We start from the raw sequence: 18,904 nt of genomic DNA, 5'->3' as shown, positions 1-18,904 counted from the left end.
TTCATCGACTCAGAGCGAATCGTTTTGGCTTTTTCTCTACTTCACTACTAACAGGTATTAATTGATGCGCAAGGATGAACATACCTTTAGAAAAAGCATTCCGCCCATTTTTCATCACTAGTGGAAGACCTTCATTAATCGTTGTAGCTATGTGTACTCCTTGGTCTGGCAACGAAACATAGACTGGCTCTTGAAGAATGCTTTCCATTCGCTTCGCTTCTATGACGCGGTGCTTGGAGTCTCTATTTAAAATAATCTTAACCTTCTCATTTAGTTGTAGGGATTCCAGCATATCCAAGTAAAGTTTCGTATTTCTTAGTACTGGTAAATCGCCCGTCGTGACTAAGAGGATCTCATCACAGAGCATAAGACTTTTGAGATGAATCTCGGAAATGTACGTCGGGGTATCAATCAGAATAACATCATAGCTTTTACGTAGTTCACTAACGGCAAGCTCCAGATGCTCCTCTGTTATGATTTCAAAAAATTCCGGTCTAGGAGGTGTAGAGAGAATGGCAACACCACTTGAGTGATGCGTTAAATAATTTTCAATTCCATAGCGTTCTCGCTCAACCCCCTCCTTTACCCATTCATAGACCGACCTTTTCGGCTTCAAGTCCACGTACATCGAAACATCTCCAAACTGAAAATTTGCATCTAAAATCACTACGCTCTTTCCGTCTTTCACAAAAGCATTTGCTAGATTGACAGATAATGTGGTTTTACCAACCCCACCCTTAGAACTACATATTGACATCACTCGACTATTTTTCTTTTGGAGATGAGGATGAGTGTTTCCTTTCTGGTCAGCACGTTGTTTCACAAATGTTTGTGCTTGAATGATCACTTCATTGACCTCTTCTGAATCAGAAGAATACGTTAGCATATTTGAAGCTCCAACTCGCATCGCTTTTTTAGTATTTTCCATATTTTCAGGTACGATAATAATCAAATAGGTGGAAGGGAATTTAACTGAAATTTCCTGACAAAGATCATATACGTTGTAAGTCGTATTAGCTTTAAGAAAAAGAATAGAATGAGGCATTCGCTCAAGCTGATGAAAAAGATCCTCTAACAGTTGAAAGCTTTTTAAAGTATGACTCTTCTTCATAAGTAGCGCTTCTAATTCATCTGCACGCGCATTTGTGTCAGAGTAAAAATACCAGTTTAGGTCCATTGTCATTCATTCTCCTTATAAACCTGTCTTGTTTCTTTTAGTCCTTCTTTCACTGTTCCATCATCTTCACCATTCCGTAACATGAGGTAAAATCCGTCCTTATCCTTAGCGGCTAGACTTAAGCTCACTCCTTGCTCAGGTGTGACTTCAAGAGTGACTGTTTCATAATGGAGAGCTTCTTCCATGGTGTCAGGCGCCTTACCTGACGTTAGTACTTTTACACTTTGCAGTATAAGGACCGCAGATTTAAATTCCTTCTTTTCTTCATCAATCTTTGTTTCATAAGCAATGACATCAACGAAGTCATCCGGCTGTACATAACCTGAAACTCCGCTCGCTAATTCAACATTTAGCGAGATCGCGCGATGTCCCTCGCTCACTTCAACCATTGAATTCGGTATTTCTCGCTTCGAAACCGTCGTCTCTGCCGCAACCTCAGGTTCCTCTACTTTCTTAACCTCAGTTTCTGCGTCTGTAGTTAGATTCGTGAATAGGGCAACATACACAATGATTGTTGCGAATGCTCCAAATACGATGGACCACATCCAAATTCTTTTTGTTTTCATACCCTTCTCCCTCACTTCTACCTATTCAACCAGCTTCACGCCATATAAATTACCCGGCCCTGAGCCGCCTATTTCACCAGTAGTAACAACCTTTTTAAATTTGCCAACAATTCGCTTCGGTTCATCTAAACGTTCAATCCAATAAGCAGCTAACCCGACAACCTCAACCCTCGACTTTCCATTCACGCCATCCCATGAATCAATAAGCGGAATGATAATGATACGCGCACAGGAATAATCTGCTGTGGCCGCAGCCTGACATTTTGTTTTGCCAGCATCCTTACTAATGAGTGTTTCAATCGCGTTTTTGACAGGCCCCCATTTTTGCCCGGGTTCTGTTTGGACATTCGTCCCAACTTCAAGCTCTACACCGTTGATGATATTCTCAGCTAAACCGCTTGCCCCATTACTGTTGATATCAAGGTACCCACAGTTCCCGTGATGCTTTCCAGTATTTTCGCATTTTAACTCTGTCTCATTCGGAATAGCGGTATGTTCGATCGCAATAGGCGTAACGCGCTTGGCAGACTTCAACAAACCGACCTCAGCTTTGGCTGAAGCCTTGACTGAAGCTTCTTGGATTCCAAATACGCGTGCAAACGTCATCGGAACAATCGACTGTTTTGATACTTTGATCGACTGACTTGTAATCGTTAGATCACCATCGTCGACTGGAAATGTATTTTTACTAGCAAGTTCCTTTGCAATAGAAGCAGCACTTACCTCACTCGTTAACAATCCTTGAGCCCCGGAAAGTGCCGCTGCATCCATCGCATTTTGAAGAATTCTTTTCTCGTGATAAAGTCGCCCAACATCGATGACCATAGCGGTTACGCCAAGTAAAACGGTTAAACTTAGCGCAAGCATAACGGCCACATTCCCTCTTTCATTCGTGAAAAAGAAGCGAGTCTTTTTCATCACTCAACCCTCATAACAGTTGAGCTGGATAAGGTAATCGGTCCGGTTACGCTTGAAACAACTGGTGTAAGAAAACGAACCGGATAAGTGATCGTAACAGTCACATCACTTCCTGAAGATTTCGCACCACCTGGTGAAACCGCTACCTGACCAGAAGTGAGGTGTATACTGGAGGCGCTCGAAACTGCCGTAGAGACGATCGTCGCATCGTTCTCTCCGATGCTTGCCGTCCTTGCCGCTTCTCTACTTGCATGGTCAATCGCAAGATACGTATGAAAAATACGACCAAAATCGATAATGCCAAACAAAAGCATTACAAGAACTGGAAGGACAAGCGCAAACTCTACCATTGATTGACCTTTTTCAGACCTCATGTCATCCCTCCTAAAAAAGCAGCACACAAGGTTCCGAACGTAATGGCTACGCCGTAAGGATAGGTTAGATTGCTTTCTTTATTAAATTTATAACCTTTCAGATTCATTAAAGAATATAGCGTATAGGTTGGAGATTTGATGAACTTCCAAAACTCCATTCTTTTCATAATTAAAATAAGACCAATTACTCCACCAATTAATGCTGTATAAAAAAAAGAGTGAAGAACAAACGAAGTGCCCGTTAAGGCGCCAATCGCCGCAAGCAACTTCACATCTCCCGCCCCCATTCCCCCTAACAAATATGGAATCAGAAGAAGTGCGAATCCGACAAGAAGTCCAGCACCACTAAATAGAAAACCTTTCCAACCAAGAGTTAACGTGTAGTAAAATAAACCAATTCCCATTGCAGGGAATGTAACGATATTTAAAATGCGCCGTTTCCGCACATCTGTTATAAACGAAATAAGTAAGACAATGCCCAGGATACTGTATAGCATCGCAGTCCCTCTTTGCTTTTAAATTTGGCCCCACTTGAGTAAGTGGGGCCAGGGTTGCTATTTATTTAATATTAACTATTTAATTTTAACGTTGCAGCAATACTATTAATAAATTCCGTAATTTTTCCCCCTAGCGCTAAAAATGCTCCTGCTGCCACAACCGCAACCCCCGCTAAAATCAATCCATACTCCGCCATACCTTGTCCTTCTTCTTCTCTTACGAATTGTCCCATTTTCTTCAACATTCTTATTTCCCCCTTAGAGTTTTGTTTTAGTCGTTATATTTAAGAAATCATAAATACCAGAATACAAATCGACTGTTTACTAGTAGAAACCAGTTACGTAGATGATCGCGAAGTGACTTCAGTTAACCTCCTCTTGCTCTAAGAAAGCAGCTGAAACATTTCATCCTCTGGTTCCCCCTTTCAAAACGGCGAACATTATCTAAAGTAAGATTTTGTTCACTATAGTGTCTATCAAATATTATTTTGTTCTTTTTATCGAACAACCTTAAATACATAATAATTCGTTATAGAGAATTTGTAAAGTCCTTTTTTGAACTTTTTTTCTTGTTTTTACAATTTTTATAGTAATATATTCGTTATTGAGTATTAAATAGACATCTATTATAGTATAGATAACGTCATAATTTAGGAGAATAGTCATGTTGGAGAGAAATGATGATACACTATATCGAACACTTCCACTGAGAGTGCTGAAGGCTGATACTTTTATAAAAAGACTAAAAGGACTAATGTTTCGAAAAACGCCTCTTCAACACGAAGCGCTTCTGATCACGCCTTGCAATTCCATTCACATGTGTTTTATGTTCTTTTCGATCGATGTTGTCTTTTTAAACGAAGAGAACGAGGTTGTAAAGGTTGTTCAAAGTCTTAAACCCTGGGGTTTTATAGCACCGGTTAAAGGGGCAAAGTCCACTCTTGAATTACCGAAAGGATCGATTGAAGAACATGCAATTAAGTCTGGTGAATTTCTGAAACTTTAAATCTATTTAAAAAGCGACAGTACCCTTCCAGGCACTGTCGCTCTCATCTTCACTTTGCATTCATCTTTTCATAAAGCGCCTTCGTCACAATCAAATCAAAAATCGCGATGCCCACTGTTTTAAAGAGTAATCCTTTTTCAATCAGATTGTCTGGTCGATGATTCTGTTGAATGATCTCTTCTAAAGCAAGAGAATCAGACTCCTGTCTGCCGAGTTCCCGCGCACGGATTAAATCACCGGATTCATGAAAGCCTCTTCTCGTATCCACATACACACCGTCTGCAAATCGGAGGAACGAATCAGGTATTTCCTGCATAGCTGGTTTAAAAGAGCCGACAGCCACTACCAATTTACCATTCCACTCTGAAGCTTCAAGATCAGGTAGCACAGGCTTCGTTGATGTTGTCGTTGTGACGACAATGTCTGACTGTTTGACTAACGTTTCAATCTGAACCTCTTCTACCATTAAGTGAGGATACGCTTCTTTAGCTTTTTCTATAAACGACGCTACTTTTTCTTTGCTTCGATTTGCCACGTACACCTTCTCAATCGGTCGAACCGCCACGGCCGCTTGAAGATGACTCCATCCTTGCGTACCGAGGCCAATGATGCCCAGTGATGTCGCGTCTGGTCTTGATAAGTATTTCATTCCAAGCCCACCTAATGCTCCTGTGCGAAGAGCTGTGATTTTCATAAAATCACAATACATCAATGGCGCAAGGGTCTTGCGATCATTTAAGATCATCATTCCGTGAATGGTTTCTTTCCCATGCTTCCAATTGTCAGGAGCAACGCCCGCTAGTTTTGTAGCCTGGTAGTCCCCGTAGAATGAGGGCATAAGTAGAAACGTATTGTCGCCATCTTCTACATGCATTCGCTCTGGTGTCTTCTCCTTTTGATCTTCTTCTGTTAAGTAATACGTTTCAATTGATTCGATTACTTCTTGCATAGATAGGTTTTGTTCGATTTCTTGCCCTGAAATGATGTTCATTTGCTCCTCCTTTATTGATGAAACTAAGCTCACAATCAGCAACAATAGTTTTTAAGCGTACAGATTCATTCTAGTACAAAGCTTGAGTTACCTAATAGCGAAAACCCTCCCATGTTGATGGGAGGGTTTTCCTTATCTACTTTATTCCTGATCGGATAAATACACCCGATGATCTCGGAAGAACGGCATCAAATCCCGATCCGTTGATTTTTCCATCGAAGAAATAAAGTCTCTTGTAGTCGAAATGCCGAATTTCTGTTGCTTAAAATAACGCTGCATTGCGTCATAGAAAGTCTCATCTCCTAGCTCCTGACGAAGGTCGTTGATCGTACTTGATCCATAGTTATAGATCATATAATAATAAGCGCTGATCCCTCCTTCATCAGCACGGGCAGTGAAGTCTGCGATCTGACTGGATAGGTGATAATCTTGATCCGGATGAGGAGCGACATCTAGATCATCTAGATCGCCATCATAAAGTGCCGCCGCAAAGCTTGCGAATGATTCGTCTAGCCACGGCTCATCATATTCGTTGTTTCCGATAATTCCGTAGAACCACTGATGTCCAATTTCATGAGCATTTACTGACTTCGCCCAATCAAGCGGCCGATCTCCTGCTAGACTAATCATCACGAGCTGAGGGTACTCCATGCCACCAAACCAGCCTTCCATCGTCACGATATCAAGCTCTGGCCACGGATATTTACCGAATTTCTCACTGAATAGTGCGAGGCTATCAACACCAGACTCGAGGAGTGACGCAGCATATTTCGCATGCTCACTAGAATAATAGACATTCACTTTTATGCCATTTACTTTCGAAGAAATGACACGATAATTCGGATTCATTTCCATCGCAAAGTCGCGAACATCCTTTGCCTTATAGCGATGCGTCGCCTGATCTCCTTTAATAACAGGCTTTCCAACTTCTTCTCCTGTTGCCGCGATAACTTGTTCCTTATCAGTCGTTACGGTGACATCATACTTTCCAGAGAGAGAATAGAACGCTTCACCGTACGGATAATACGGATCGACATTCCAGCCTTCATCATCGTAAACGCTTAAGATCGGGAACCAGTTCCCCATTGAAACGGTATCGCCATACCAGCCAAAGCGATCCTGCTGTTCTGGTAAACTCACTTGGAAGTTCATCGTAACGGTTGATTTTTTATTTTTTGGTAGCGAAAGGTCTTGAATGTGTAGTGCCGTTTCGTTTACCTCAAACGTTGCTTTCTTACCGTTTACTTTGATTTTGGAAACATCCATACTTCCGCCATTCTCTTCAAATGTTTCCGCATTTCCCCATAGGTTGAAGTATAACTCACTTAAATTGTTTTTGATGTTGTTTTTGAACGTTACTTCAAGCGTTCCTTTTACTTTGTGCGTCGTGGCATTATAATCCACATCCATCACATACGAAGGCTTTGTTGGGCCAAGTACGCCTTCTTGCTTCGATGGTTTTTGAAGCTGAAACGGCTGCTTCGGTAATTGAATGCTAGGCGAATCAGTAGGAACATAAGCCCCCTCCCCCTCAAGCATCAATTCCTTCGTATCAGGTTCAGCTGCACTTGCTGGTAGCGCAAGCCCCATTAATAAACTACCTGCAGCAACCCCCTGAAGAAGCTGCTTCATCACTCGCTTTCCCTTCACACAAATCCCTCCTTAGTTATTTCACTTAAGAATTTCTGGATTTAAGGAGGGGTTACCTTGAAACAAACGACTCATTTATGGAAAAATTATCTAGTTATTTCGTAGGTGTAAGAAGTGAATTCCCATTCATTCACCTCTTACTAGACCATCCATCATAGGAAGTTTGTCTGCTAAACGCACAAAAAAAGGTCAGGTACGAACCTGACCCCCTTAAGGCAATTGCACAGATTTAATATGGTTTAATCTTAAATAAACAGTCTCTCCACTGGCATTAGCCAACTCAACGAAATTATTTTCTACTTTTGTTAATAAGCCAATTTTATTCGGGTCACTCCCACCATCAAACACGACGAGCTTCCCTTCTTCTTTCTTTAGCTGTTCTTCAAACGATCGAAGCAACGGGATGTTAGATGGATTAACTGGTAGTTTTTCGTTTGAAAGCGTATAGGGTGTATTGTTTTGACTGTATGGGGTTATCCACTTTATATGACTTAATGGAAGATACATTGTTTTATAAACTGGGGAATAAAATGAGATGTAATTACTCAAGACGTTCGTAATATATCCATGGAAAGATAAGTTTCCTGTCGCATAAATTTCAGTAAAAATCCCTTTCGCATTCATGAGTATTTTCCGATACGAAATCGAATCGATGTCATCAGATAGCGAAGATGTACTTGGACTTTCGATCACATCTGATTTCGTATAGCGATATATTTTGTGAACATGCAGCAGCGGTAAGTAGAGATAATTTTCCCCGTTGAAAAGGACGAGAATGTCTGGTCCAATATCGGTTAGAATGCCGATAAACGTTGTGCCTCCAGAAATTTTCACTTCCACATGTTTTCCTAATAAATTAACTAGTCGATCCATTCAAACAGGCTCCTCTCCAAGATTCTTACCCAAATATCAGCTGCACCCAATAGAATAGTAGAAACAGTGTAAAAACAGTCGTTAGGGGGATGACGATAAAAGATACGCTCATGTAATCTTTCCACGTCACTTTGATATGATACTGTCTCAAAATATGCATCCAAATCAAGGATGCAAGCGTTCCGATTGGCAATAGCAATGACCCCATGTCGCTTCCGATAATATTGGCTAGGTAAATTGTTTTTAATGTGATTGGGTCTAACCCCATTTCCGTTAACGCAATTGTTCCAACCATAAGAGCCGGGTGGTTATTAAAAAGGTTGGAAAGAACGGAGACCAACCCTCCCATAATGAAACTCGCTGCTAACAATCCTTGATTAACGATCGGATTTAACATGTCCACAAGTAGCGCGGTAAACCCTGCATTATGAAGTCCGTAGATAATCACGTACATGGAGAAAGCAAAGATTAAGATGTGCCACGGGGTCTTTTTAATAATGTCAATCGGATTTGTGCCGAGTGCATACCACCTCCACACTAGTAATACGACTGATCCAAGAACCGCGACGAACGCAATTGGGATCGCGAAGTAAGAAGCAACAAAGAGAAGGCAGCGCATAATGAAAACAAATAGGAGAAGCTTGATCATAAACTGCGTGCGTTTCTTTTTCGTTTCTACGGAAATCTTCCCTTTTAACGGATGAAAATGCTTCGAAAAGAACATCTCTTCAATGTCATAAGCCGCGCCCGGAAGTTCTTTAGGAAGCTTCTTTTTCAGGACGAAAAACATAAATGATGACATAAAGATCAATCCTAATGTTGCAGGCACAAACATCATGGCCGTATGCATATAAAGCGTCATATGGACAATTTCTAAAGCGATCAAATTAACAATGTTACTCACACCGATCGGAGCACTGGAAGCTGTCGCGATGAGTGCACCACTTAACAAATAAGGAATCATTTGATGTGGCTTTAAACGAAGGTTTTTCAGTAGCAATATTAAGATTGGAGTTGTAATTAAGATGCTCCCATCGTTATTGAAAAGAAGGGTCATTAAGAAACAGAGTAACTGAATGTACCAATATAAACGATAGCCCGATCCCTTCGATAGTACAGCTAGTCTTGCAGCTGCCCAGTGAAAGAAACCAAAGCTTTCTAATATAACAGCCATGACAATCGTCGCCATAATCGTAATGGATGCGCCACTTATTTTACTAAGGATATCTGCTATATCTCCCTGGGACACAGTTCCAGTTACTAAGATGATGAGGGCTCCGATCGAGGCTGGCCACGCTTCATTTATCCCACCCGGTCTCCAAAATATGACCATCATTGTTACGACGAACACAAATATGGGTATTCCTATGCCTAATGACATATCTAGCCGCCTTTCTTAATCTAGTAAAAAGCTTTTGCATGTCCCACCTTGTATAGTTATATTCATTTCGCGTCAAAAGGGATAGGTTTTTGAAGCTAAAACCCTAAAATGTACCTTTGGCTCTCCATGGCAAATGTCCGGTCGAGATACTCGTCCATAAATAAAACTCCATATAAAAAACAAGCCAGAACGCCTTTTACTAAAGGAATTCTAGCTTGTTTATCGTTATTTTGTACTACGCTTTCGTTCTTACCATACAGAAAGTCCTGTTCTCTCATCATTTTCATCAGTTATATAGGCTACGTCCAGGTATCCCTTTCTTTTAGCATGATAGAATAACGTTTCACTTAGTACGTTATCTTTACAATATACGGTAACAAAAGTGCCATCAACGATAAGTAGAACAAGCTCGCAATCGCTTTCCTTAAAATCGTTATACGTCTCTAATTCCTTAGGTACCGAACCTTTCGGAAAAGCTTTTAGAGCAGCAAAAATCACATAGGACATCTGTTCTTCTATTTTCTTTTGAAGAAGCTGACCTTCCAAATGCAAGATTCTATGATTAAACAGCGGCTCACCTAACTCATCATCAACTACATAGTAAGCCTCTTCATTCTCGATCAGCCAATTAAAAGCTGACACATCGATTGGGGCCAATATATCCCTCAGAGTGTAACCCCGTTTATTTGGCACCTCAAAAGTAATTCCCCTGATCATTAACTCTCCTCTTTCTGTTAAGTAACATAGAAAATCTAAAAAAGCGCAATTCCTTTTCATCAGAATTACGCTCTAAAACTAACAATCATTTTATCTTATGGAAGCTTATTTCCAGCTGCACGATAAAGCTCATACCACTCTTCTCTCGTAAGCTCCATATCAGAAGCTTTTGAAATATCTTTTAATCTTTCTGTATTCATCGTGCCTACAACAGGCTGAATGTTAGCAGGGTGACGTAAAATCCATGCGATCGCAATCGTTGAATCAGTCACATTGTATTTCTCAGCAAGTTCCTGAAGCTTTGCATTTACTTCTGGAAATGCGTCGTTTCCGACAAATGGCCCTTCAATCATGCCGTGCTGGAATGGAGACCACGCTTGAATCGTAACATCGTTCAAACGACAGTACTCGAGAATGTTGCTGTCGCGAACGACCGCTGGATCATTCTGCATGTTCACATTAAATCCAGCATCAATCATTGGCGTATGTACAATACTCAATTGAAGCTGATTGATGATTAAGTCATCCTTCAAATACTTTTTCAGCAGTTCGATCTGCATCGGATTTTGATTACTTACGCCGAAGTGACGCACCTTTCCGCTTTCTTTCAAACGTGAGAAGGCCTCGGCTACTTCCTCAGGCTCAAATAGAGCGTCCGGGCGATGAAGAAGCAACGTATCAACGTAGTCAGACTTTAGTCGACTTAGGCTTCCATCAACCGATTCAAGAATATGATCTTTCGAAAAATCAAAAAAGCCTTTACGAATACCGCACTTCGTTTGGATCTTCATTCTCTCACGAAGATCATCGTTTGCAGAGATCGCATTTGCGAATACTTCCTCCGATTTCCCGCCACCGTAAATGTCAGCATGATCAAACAGATCCACTCCATGATCCATCGCATTCTCAATCACGTAAGCTGCATCCTTCTCACTAAGTTCGTTCATGCGCATACAACCTAGTGAAATCTCGCCAACTTCTAAATCACTCGTACCTAGTTTAATCTTTTTCAAAGCAATCACCTCGTTTAATTGATACTGCTATCCTATCATTCAGGTAAAGGAAAAGGTAATATTTAGACTTTTTGTTATAGCGCTTTCAATGTTATAAATATATTTTGTACCCATGTACCCATTTTTCTCCCACTTTGAAGAAGTAGTAATTTGAATCAACGTTTACCTCAATAGGAACTAGATAACTACTGAAATCCACCCATTGTTTCTCCCCTCTATTTGTTAACCAAATCTATTTCATCTCTTCTAGCTAGATACCATTTATAAAAAGAACCGGCTATTTCAAGCGGCACATCATCAATTCCCGAATGATGAACAGGCTTTGATCGGTTAATCATCCCAACTGATGCAAGTCCAGCTATTTTCTGAATAAAGCCTCGTGTTACATTAACTTCAATCACTTTACTTCTTTTTGATACAAATAAAGAAGTGGACAACCCTCCCGTTTTGAATTGAGCGAATGAAGCGTTTAAAGTATATTTCGTATTGCGATAATCGAAGTACCTCACAAGACCGACGATCACAAGAAGCAATACTGAGAAAATCCACCAGGGGACATTCAGAACATCCGGCTTAAAGTACCACAATAATCCCGTTCCAATCATCCACAGAAAACTTGGTCGCAGTTCGCGAATCCAGAGGGCAGATCGTGGCAATTGATCCATCTTTTCTGTCACCTGATACGTTGGCAATAGTTCTTCGATCATCTCATAAGCTCGTTGAACAGGTAGAAATGGGTAGAGTGAGTTGCTTTCAAGCTTTTCCTCTTCCGCTCGTGACTCACCAACACTCGTTAACTTCACCTCCGCAAGGCCCAACAAACGTTTAAGAAATGTTTGATTAATTTCGATCGCCTGAACGCGATGTTTTGATATCGAAAATTTCGTAGTGTCAAGAACCCCTTTTTGAATGTAGATCCGCTCGTTATCTGATAAAATTTCAAAACCACCGTACTTCAGAAACGTACGAGTTAGACCAAAACCAATGGATATGATCACAGCAGCGAAGGCGATGGTGCCGATCACCCAACCTGACTGAAGAAGAAAGCCAATCAAACCTTCCGCATCCTTTTCCACACCGAAAATATCGTCAAGTTTAGTATAAAACCCTCCAACAACAGGTATAAGGAAAAGAAAACTTAAAGATGTAAACGAAGCTTTAACCAAATCTTTTTTTTGAGCCCGAAAATGAACAATCCGATCTGGTTGCTGTTTGTCTTCCTTTCCTTCCGATACTGTTTCAATCATTGGCCCTGCTTCAGAGTCTTCTACTGATTGGAGTGAAACATACCGTTTCAACTCCTCAGCATGGTTTCGTGAAACAACATCAAATTCTACCGCTGCCTCATCTCCCCTCATACCCGTTTCAAAGGTCAAGGAGGTGGTCCCAGTTAAGCGATGAAAGAAAGACGTGTGCTCGTTTATGTTTTCAATTTTCGAGAACGGAATCGTTCGTTTTGATTTCGTAAAGATCCCCTCATGAAGATGGAATGCGTCATCAAGACGATATTTTTTCGATAACCATTTCAGTGCAATCCGAATGAGCGATAATCCAAGTAGAATAAGGACTGCGGGGCGTCCGTATTCAAAGAAAAAGGAATCTGAACCACCTTTGATCAGAAAGAAATAGACTAGAAAGAAAATAGCGCTCTTTCCAAGTTTCCACGTATCAAATAAGAGTAGCCATGGGGAATACCTTTGCAAAGATCTCATTCCCCCTCCTCCTTCACCTTCGCGTATCGGGCAATTTCATTCCGCAATTGAAAGGCTTCTTCTTTAGGTAACGCTGGAATCATATGTGATGAACCCATCGTCTCAATCGATAGCGCATATAACTGATATCTCCTTAATAGGGGACCTTGACTAGTGGCAACCGCTTGAATTTTGCTCATTGGCACAAGCTGATGCTCTTCATTGATTGCCCCATGTCTAAGCTTCAAGTACTCTTCATCTATTTCATATCGCCAGTACTTATATTTCAACTTAGGATGAATAAAAACATCCCACATCGTCATGACTATCGTAATAATCAACGCTATCATTAATAGCCACCTTACCCATCCCCACCAGGTGAACCGATTATCAAGATAAAAAAGAAGACCCAAGACAAGAAAACCAATACTGTTTCCAATGATTGCATTTATCGTCCATACACGCACAGCCTCCTTTGCTAACTGGCGGTTTGGATTGCTAATTTCTGTCGACATACTGCCACTCCTCTAACTTACTTTGATTTCATCATTCATCGGACGCTTTTGATTCCTTCGAAAAGGATTTTCCAAATAAACTAACAAACGCATCACTTTCTCAAGCGGCCCCTGTTTAAAATGTTTCAAGTAGAACGTACTTCCTATTACTTGGAAGATAAATAGAATGATTCCGAATAAAATTGAAACCACCACGCCCGTCTTTCCAAATAAACCAATCCCATAGCCATAAAAAATCGTTGTGCAAATTATCGTTTGTAAGATGTAATTGGACAGAGATAGCTTCCCAAGACTTTCAAATCCTCTCATCCATTGACTTCCTTGAGTACGGCAGTATATGTACCCAAATAAACCGATGTATCCAATTGCAAGCACACTTCCCCCGATTAAACTCATATCCGGTACCCCACTAATCTCCCTCGATAAATACAATGAGGCTTTTAAGAGAAGACCAAGCGGAATAAAAAGAACTGACACGTACCAAAACCGTTTTAACTTACTTGGAGCGAGCCAACGAGCATGTGCTGCATACATCCCCAAAAGCATCATAGGAAGAAGGAGAATAGGAACGAAGAGCATCATAGCAATCTCTTCCCCCACACTTAACTCCATTGGATCAACATTGTGCCGATGATTCTTGATCTCTTGATAGTTCCCACTGCTATAAATGTTCACCATATCGTTCATGTAAACAGTCATCTCCGCTTCACTCATTAGAGGCACTTCTTCCCCGCCTCCTAAATAACTAACAAACGTTACGATTGAGAACAGGATCACACACCAGACAAGAATCGTTTTCCGCTTTCGATTAACAAAGAAAAGAAGCAGCATGCCCATCATCCCATAAAGGAAAAGAATATCGCCTTCCCATAGAAAAGTACTATGTAGCACACCCAAACCAATTAAAACCAAAAACCTCCGAAATAAATGACATTTTACTCGTCGCTCTCTTTGCCTCAAACGATCTCTCATCAATATCAAAGAATACCCAAATAGAAATGTAAAGATCGGCATAAATGAATTTTCTATAAGGACTTTAATGGCAAAATAGCCACCATAATCTACTGGTGACAGGTTAAAAAACGAGATCTCCTCTTTTCCAAATATCCCATATTGAAAGATTAATAGATTTGCTAACAATATCCCGAAAAGACTCCATCCTCTTAATGCATCCACAAGTCCATTTCTTTTTACATTTGTCACATTGTTTACCTCCTAAATTAGAAACTCACATACTTCCACTTCCATGTTTTAAATGATATTCCTTATATTTCCTAAATCAAAGATAACAGTTAAACTTTCTAGTTTCAATATATTTTTATTGTTTATCAATAAAAAAGTATCGATAAAGGGATGTTTTTATAGTAAGATCTTAGATAAGCCACACTGAAATAATCTATAAAGGAGTTTTACGATGAAATGGAAATATGGTTTTAAGCTATTGTCTAGGATTTGTTTGATTTTGTTTTACCTAATTGCTTTTTTAACTATTTTTACCACAATGGAACATATAACGAGAATTTGGTTTTCTGGAAGTAGTTTTGAAAAATCATTCGGTGTATATGAACCTATATTTACTTACTTTGATCTCTCCTTTAATAAGCAACCAGAGCTGTTCAATAATAGTTCTTTCTTAATTTTATCGTTTGTTTCAACAACTGCTTTTTGTAGCTTATTGTTGCTATTTTTATGGTTTCTTCAAAAACTATTAATGAATATTTACAAAGAAAATCTCTTTCTATACGAAAATGTCTCTCTTATATCAAAATTAGGATATACAATCTTATTCTTGGGGACCTTATCAACTTATACTGAAGAACAGTTAGCTTTAAAAGTTCTCGATCTACTGAAAATAACCAACGCTCAAATTAGTCTATCTACTGGTGCCTATCTCGACACCATCATAGGCGGCGTCGTTCTCCTTCTCATCGCTTCTGCTCTTAAATTTGCGGTTAGCGCAGTGGAAGAAAATAAACAAACAATCTAACAATAAAGCAGGCGATTTACGATGATTCGAATAAAACTAGATGTCATGATGGCAGAGCGGAAAATGTCGCTGAACCGATTGTCTGAACTTGTTGGGATTACACCAGCGAATTTGTCGGTTCTAAAAAATGAAAAGGGAAAAGCCATTCGGTTTACGACTTTAGATGCGCTATGTCAGGCTCTGGATTGCCAACCTGGAGATTTACTGGAATATATAGAGGATGAATGAAGAGTGAATACCACTCTTCTTTTTTCTTAGCTATGTTTGCTTATGCTGTGAATTCTCGATTTTTGGCTCATTCGAGTGAAGTCTTTATCTCACTCGCCTTTCAGCTCTGCTGAAAGGTCGCTCTGTGATGACCAATCGCCTGAGCAAATGAATTTGCTCGAAGTGATTGGTCATCACAGAGCGTAAATGAGCCAAAAATCAACAACGTTCATTTACATAGCCTTTTTCTTTCAACCTTCAGCTTGACAGTTCTCTGGATATGCACTAAAAACATGTCAGCACATCCAATGTGCTCACAAGCCATTTAATGGGTTTATTACCTCTCAATTCCGGTTACATACCCTATGTACTTAACAAAAAGGAGATGAAAGAAAATGGCAGAGAAAGATCCAAAACAAGCAGTAGCTAACATGAGTGAGGATAAGAAAGAAGACATCATGCAGAACTTCCAATCGTTTAAAGACTATCTTGGAGATCAAGTAAACAAAGGTGAGAAGCTCGGTCTTGGCGAAGAAGGACTCTCAAAAGGTGCTAAGCGCGTTGGAGATTATCTTGCCAAGCATGAAGATCCGCGTAACCGTGAACAAAAAGTACTCAACGAGCTTTGGAACGTAGCAAACGAAGAAGAACGTAAGCATATGGCACATGTTCTCGTTAAGCTAGCAGATCAAACGAACTAAATGATTAAATTGCAAAACGCCGCCACCCTTATTGAAAGGATGGCGGCGTTTTTTATGATGATGCTAGATTTCTATAATACTTAGCCATTTCCATCACCATCGCGCCCATACGTGGTGTAGTTGGTGTGAGAACATGCTCGATTCCTTGAGCTTTTAGATGCTCTTCTGTTACTTCTCCAACAGCTACAGGAAGAATCGTTTCTGTTAAAGAAGTTAGGATCCTTTCTCTTTTCTTAACCCTATCAACATATTCAAAAAAGTACCGTACCTGGATGGCGCTTGTGAACGCCACCGCATCAAGCTGTCCATTTTCTATCTCCTCAATTAACTGCTGAAGCACCGCTTGCTCTGGAGGTGTATGCTCGTATGGATAAATTGTCGTAACCGTATTGTTCGCAGCTTCAAGCGACTCAATAAACCCTGGCACATTTTCACCATGCATTTGGAGAACAACCGATTGATTCTCAATCGTTAAGGCATTCTCCAATTGATTCATCGTCCCGCGATCCGCCACCGTTTGTGGCGTAATGCCCTTTTGTTTAAAATGCTGGAGCGTTTTCGTACCTCGAACTGCTATTGGAATCGAGCGAAGCAAATGATCGTATTCTTTTTCTAGCCCAGCTAATTCCGCAAGCTCAGCCATTCTTTTTTCTCCCATACCAGTCGTATAAATCAACATATCTGGAGGGTTTTCAATTATTTCTCGTAAAGAATGAACGACATGCTCTTCATTCGTAAAAACAGTCCCTTGTGCAGGTCGAATGAGCGCTTTTCCACCCTGTTTTTCGATAAGTGCACGCATTTCTTCCCCTTTTCGTCCGCCGGTAACCGCTATGGTTTTGTTCATTAAGCCCACGACTGTACCATCTCCTTCACTTATACGTAAATAGAGCGTACAGCACCTCAATGAGATGATCAACTACAAATCACTCAAGCGTAACGTAGATCAAACCATCTTCTATTTCAATCGGAAATGTCTCTACCTCGCCAATATGCGGGGAAAGGAGTTTACCTGTCCTAACATCAATGCGGCAGTCGTGGTTTGTACATATTATAGAATGATCGCTGATCTTCCCACTCACAACCGTTCCACCATATGGACAACGATTGTGAATAGCATGGAACGTGCCATCCGACAAGCAAATAACGGCGATCGAAAGCTGGAGTAAATCAATCGCTCGACTAGAATTAGGGGTAAAATCACGCGTTCTTCCCACGTGGATCTTTACGGCATGAACCGGCATCAGAAACATCCTCCCAATCAATGTTTTTTACACATGCATCATTAGCTTTGCGCCGTTTTAGATGATCTCCCATCTTTAGGGACAAGGGCTAACGTATTGCGCGTTATTTTTGGTTCTGGAAATAGCTGATTGGTTGGAATTTCAGAAACGGGAGCATGGCTATTCACAAGCTTTGCTATTAAAGCTGCCTCTGAAGTATCACCATAAAGAATCGCTCCAATCACTCGTCCATGTAAGGTCACAATTTTTTTGTAAATGTGTCGAATCGGGTCAATCCATTGAAAAGTTCTTGTCTCCTCTGTTTCAAGAACATGCCCTGTTGAGAACACTTTTACGCTTTCAATGTTTAAGGTTGTAGACATGATTGAGCCTGTGTACGGCTCTGGATATCCTGCGAGCGTTCTTGCAAGATATTCAGCTTGCTCAATAATCGGTTCAGTGAGACCGTATGTCATATCACGATGTTCTGCACACTCTCCAATAGCATAAATCGATGGATCACTCGTTTGAAGATAATCATCCACAAGAATACCACGGTGAACATCTAGCCCACTTTTCTTAGCAAGTTCAATATTTGATTTTACTCCAACAGACATGAGGACAAGATCAGCTGGCAGACTCGTTCCATCGGAGAAGTGAATCCCTTCTACATGCGAAGTTCCAATGAACTCCTTCGCTCGCTTACTTAATGAAAATTGGATACCCATACGTTCTAAATCTTCCTGAAGCATTTCAGACGCAAGCCGGTCTAGCTGTCTGTTCATCACATTCGGCTGATGATGCACTACGGTTGTTTTTATTCCGCGCTGAACGAGTCCCATCGCCGTTTCTAACCCAAGGATACCCGCTCCAATGACCGCTGCTTTTTGGTAATGATTTGGAGCGTTCATTAATGTCATACAGTCTTCAATCGTTCGAAAGGTCATCACGCCCTCCTTCCCTGCTCCTTTGACGGGAAGGAGATGCGGATGACTACCTGTTGCAAATACGAGAAGATCATAAGTCATTTTTCGACCTCGATCGGTTTTCACATGCCGTACGAGGGGATCAACTGTCACAACGGTTTCATTCTTTAACAAACGTACCCCACGCTTTAGATACCAACCATCATCCTCCAATTTGACGTCTTCAAAGGGTATTTCCTTCTGTAGAACGCGCGATAAAAGATATCGCTTATAAGCAGGCTCCTTTCCAATGACGGTTACTTCAAAACTTGACGGTTTTCTCGATAGCAAGCGTTCAAGAAATTGAATTCCAGCAAGGCCGTTTCCGATTACGACAAGTCGTTTCTTCACACTATCCCCTTCTTTCAAAGCTGTATCAATATGCAAAATCGTACCATGTTTGAAAATTGAAAATAACAAATTGGTCATATATCCTAACAGAGTTTTCAATA

The 18,904-nt window shown here is 40.6% G+C and carries 22 protein-coding genes; 4 read left to right on the top strand and 18 right to left on the bottom strand.

Going from position 1 to position 18,904, the window contains the following annotated elements; genetic code table 11:
- Window position 1: 1 nt before the first annotated feature.
- The 6 genes from AC0VYV_RS07320 to AC0VYV_RS07295 form a co-directional block, all read right to left on the bottom strand.
- Window positions 2–1,183 carry a CpaE/TadZ family protein gene (locus AC0VYV_RS07320; protein ID WP_475374700.1) on the bottom strand — a complete coding sequence of 394 codons (1,182 nt, stop codon included), beginning with the start codon at window positions 1,181–1,183 and terminating at the stop codon, window positions 2–4.
- Window positions 1,180–1,743: a Flp pilus assembly protein CpaB gene (gene cpaB / locus AC0VYV_RS07315; protein WP_475374699.1), complete on the bottom strand. Its 564-nt coding sequence runs from the start codon at window positions 1,741–1,743 to the stop codon at window positions 1,180–1,182. Before cpaB ends, AC0VYV_RS07320 begins: the two co-directional genes overlap by 4 nt.
- 21 nt (window positions 1,744–1,764) lie before the next feature.
- Window positions 1,765–2,661, bottom strand: coding sequence for a pilus assembly protein TadG-related protein (locus AC0VYV_RS07310; protein WP_475374698.1), 897 nt, complete (start codon window positions 2,659–2,661; stop codon window positions 1,765–1,767).
- Window positions 2,661–3,035 carry a TadE/TadG family type IV pilus assembly protein gene (locus AC0VYV_RS07305; RefSeq protein ID WP_194220946.1) on the bottom strand — a complete coding sequence of 125 codons (375 nt, stop codon included), beginning with the start codon at window positions 3,033–3,035 and terminating at the stop codon, window positions 2,661–2,663. Before AC0VYV_RS07305 ends, AC0VYV_RS07310 begins: the two co-directional genes overlap by 1 nt.
- Window positions 3,032–3,532, bottom strand: a complete 501-nt coding sequence (locus tag AC0VYV_RS07300; RefSeq protein WP_475367024.1) for an A24 family peptidase — start codon at window positions 3,530–3,532, stop codon at window positions 3,032–3,034. The genes AC0VYV_RS07305 and AC0VYV_RS07300 overlap by 4 nt, the downstream gene beginning before the upstream one ends.
- A gap of 71 nt (window positions 3,533–3,603) precedes the next feature.
- A complete protein-coding gene (locus AC0VYV_RS07295) occupies window positions 3,604–3,777 on the bottom strand; it encodes a Flp family type IVb pilin (protein ID WP_475374697.1) in 174 nt (57 codons plus the stop codon).
- A gap of 419 nt (window positions 3,778–4,196) precedes the next feature.
- Here AC0VYV_RS07295 and AC0VYV_RS07290 point away from each other — a divergent pair, with 419 nt between their 5' ends.
- The gene (locus AC0VYV_RS07290) at window positions 4,197–4,538 is read left to right on the top strand and encodes a DUF192 domain-containing protein (RefSeq protein WP_430241315.1); all 342 of its coding nucleotides are present in this window, start codon (window positions 4,197–4,199) and stop codon (window positions 4,536–4,538) included.
- A 49-nt stretch (window positions 4,539–4,587) separates the two neighbouring features.
- Here AC0VYV_RS07290 and AC0VYV_RS07285 read toward each other — a convergent pair whose 3' ends face one another.
- The 9 genes from AC0VYV_RS07285 to AC0VYV_RS07245 all read right to left on the bottom strand — a co-directional run bounded on the left by AC0VYV_RS07285 (window position 4,588) and on the right by AC0VYV_RS07245 (window position 14,572).
- Window positions 4,588–5,529 carry an ornithine cyclodeaminase family protein gene (locus tag AC0VYV_RS07285; protein ID WP_475374696.1) on the bottom strand — a complete coding sequence of 314 codons (942 nt, stop codon included), beginning with the start codon at window positions 5,527–5,529 and terminating at the stop codon, window positions 4,588–4,590.
- A 141-nt stretch (window positions 5,530–5,670) separates the two neighbouring features.
- On the bottom strand, window positions 5,671–7,179 hold the full coding sequence (locus AC0VYV_RS07280; protein WP_475374695.1) for a M1 family metallopeptidase: 1,509 nt from the start codon (window positions 7,177–7,179) through the stop codon (window positions 5,671–5,673).
- Between the two features lie 210 nt (window positions 7,180–7,389).
- Window positions 7,390–8,052, bottom strand: coding sequence for a DUF2642 domain-containing protein (locus AC0VYV_RS07275; protein WP_475374694.1), 663 nt, complete (start codon window positions 8,050–8,052; stop codon window positions 7,390–7,392).
- Window positions 8,053–8,077: 25 nt separating this feature from the next.
- The gene (locus tag AC0VYV_RS07270) at window positions 8,078–9,433 is read right to left on the bottom strand and encodes an arsenic transporter (RefSeq protein WP_475367020.1); all 1,356 of its coding nucleotides are present in this window, start codon (window positions 9,431–9,433) and stop codon (window positions 8,078–8,080) included.
- 249 nt (window positions 9,434–9,682) lie between these two features.
- Window positions 9,683–10,150, bottom strand: coding sequence for a DUF2691 family protein (locus tag AC0VYV_RS07265; protein WP_475367019.1), 468 nt, complete (start codon window positions 10,148–10,150; stop codon window positions 9,683–9,685).
- Between the two features lie 95 nt (window positions 10,151–10,245).
- Window positions 10,246–11,163 carry an aldo/keto reductase gene (locus tag AC0VYV_RS07260; protein ID WP_475374693.1) on the bottom strand — a complete coding sequence of 306 codons (918 nt, stop codon included), beginning with the start codon at window positions 11,161–11,163 and terminating at the stop codon, window positions 10,246–10,248.
- Between the two features lie 215 nt (window positions 11,164–11,378).
- On the bottom strand, window positions 11,379–12,875 hold the full coding sequence (locus AC0VYV_RS07255) for a PH domain-containing protein (RefSeq protein ID WP_475374692.1): 1,497 nt from the start codon (window positions 12,873–12,875) through the stop codon (window positions 11,379–11,381).
- Window positions 12,872–13,369, bottom strand: a complete 498-nt coding sequence (locus AC0VYV_RS07250) for a PH domain-containing protein (protein ID WP_475373574.1) — start codon at window positions 13,367–13,369, stop codon at window positions 12,872–12,874. The genes AC0VYV_RS07255 and AC0VYV_RS07250 overlap by 4 nt, the downstream gene beginning before the upstream one ends.
- 12 nt (window positions 13,370–13,381) lie before the next feature.
- Entirely contained in the window at window positions 13,382–14,572 is a 1,191-nt protein-coding gene (locus tag AC0VYV_RS07245; RefSeq protein ID WP_475374691.1) for a DUF418 domain-containing protein, read from the bottom strand.
- Between the two features lie 211 nt (window positions 14,573–14,783).
- On the opposite strand from AC0VYV_RS07245, the gene AC0VYV_RS07240 reads away from it, so the two are divergent.
- From AC0VYV_RS07240 to AC0VYV_RS07230, 3 genes are all read left to right on the top strand, one after another.
- Window positions 14,784–15,356, top strand: coding sequence for a hypothetical protein (locus AC0VYV_RS07240; protein WP_475374690.1), 573 nt, complete (start codon window positions 14,784–14,786; stop codon window positions 15,354–15,356).
- 21 nt (window positions 15,357–15,377) lie between these two features.
- Window positions 15,378–15,584: a helix-turn-helix domain-containing protein gene (locus AC0VYV_RS07235; RefSeq protein WP_475374689.1), complete on the top strand. Its 207-nt coding sequence runs from the start codon at window positions 15,378–15,380 to the stop codon at window positions 15,582–15,584.
- Window positions 15,585–15,958: 374 nt separating this feature from the next.
- Window positions 15,959–16,264: a DUF3243 domain-containing protein gene (locus AC0VYV_RS07230; RefSeq protein WP_226612230.1), complete on the top strand. Its 306-nt coding sequence runs from the start codon at window positions 15,959–15,961 to the stop codon at window positions 16,262–16,264.
- A 52-nt stretch (window positions 16,265–16,316) separates the two neighbouring features.
- On the opposite strand, the gene AC0VYV_RS07225 is transcribed toward AC0VYV_RS07230, so the two are convergent.
- From AC0VYV_RS07225 to AC0VYV_RS07215, 3 genes are all read right to left on the bottom strand, one after another.
- The gene (locus tag AC0VYV_RS07225) at window positions 16,317–17,111 is read right to left on the bottom strand and encodes a uroporphyrinogen-III synthase (protein ID WP_475368750.1); all 795 of its coding nucleotides are present in this window, start codon (window positions 17,109–17,111) and stop codon (window positions 16,317–16,319) included.
- A 79-nt stretch (window positions 17,112–17,190) separates the two neighbouring features.
- Window positions 17,191–17,508, bottom strand: a complete 318-nt coding sequence (locus AC0VYV_RS07220) for a Rieske 2Fe-2S domain-containing protein (protein WP_475368749.1) — start codon at window positions 17,506–17,508, stop codon at window positions 17,191–17,193.
- 41 nt (window positions 17,509–17,549) lie between these two features.
- A complete protein-coding gene (locus AC0VYV_RS07215) occupies window positions 17,550–18,872 on the bottom strand; it encodes an NAD(P)/FAD-dependent oxidoreductase (protein ID WP_475374688.1) in 1,323 nt (440 codons plus the stop codon).
- Between the last annotated feature and the right edge of the window lie 32 nt (window positions 18,873–18,904).

This window comes from Anaerobacillus sp. QJM3NY_17 (assembly GCF_056173665.1).
This window is presented reverse-complemented; position numbering and strand designations above follow the sequence as displayed.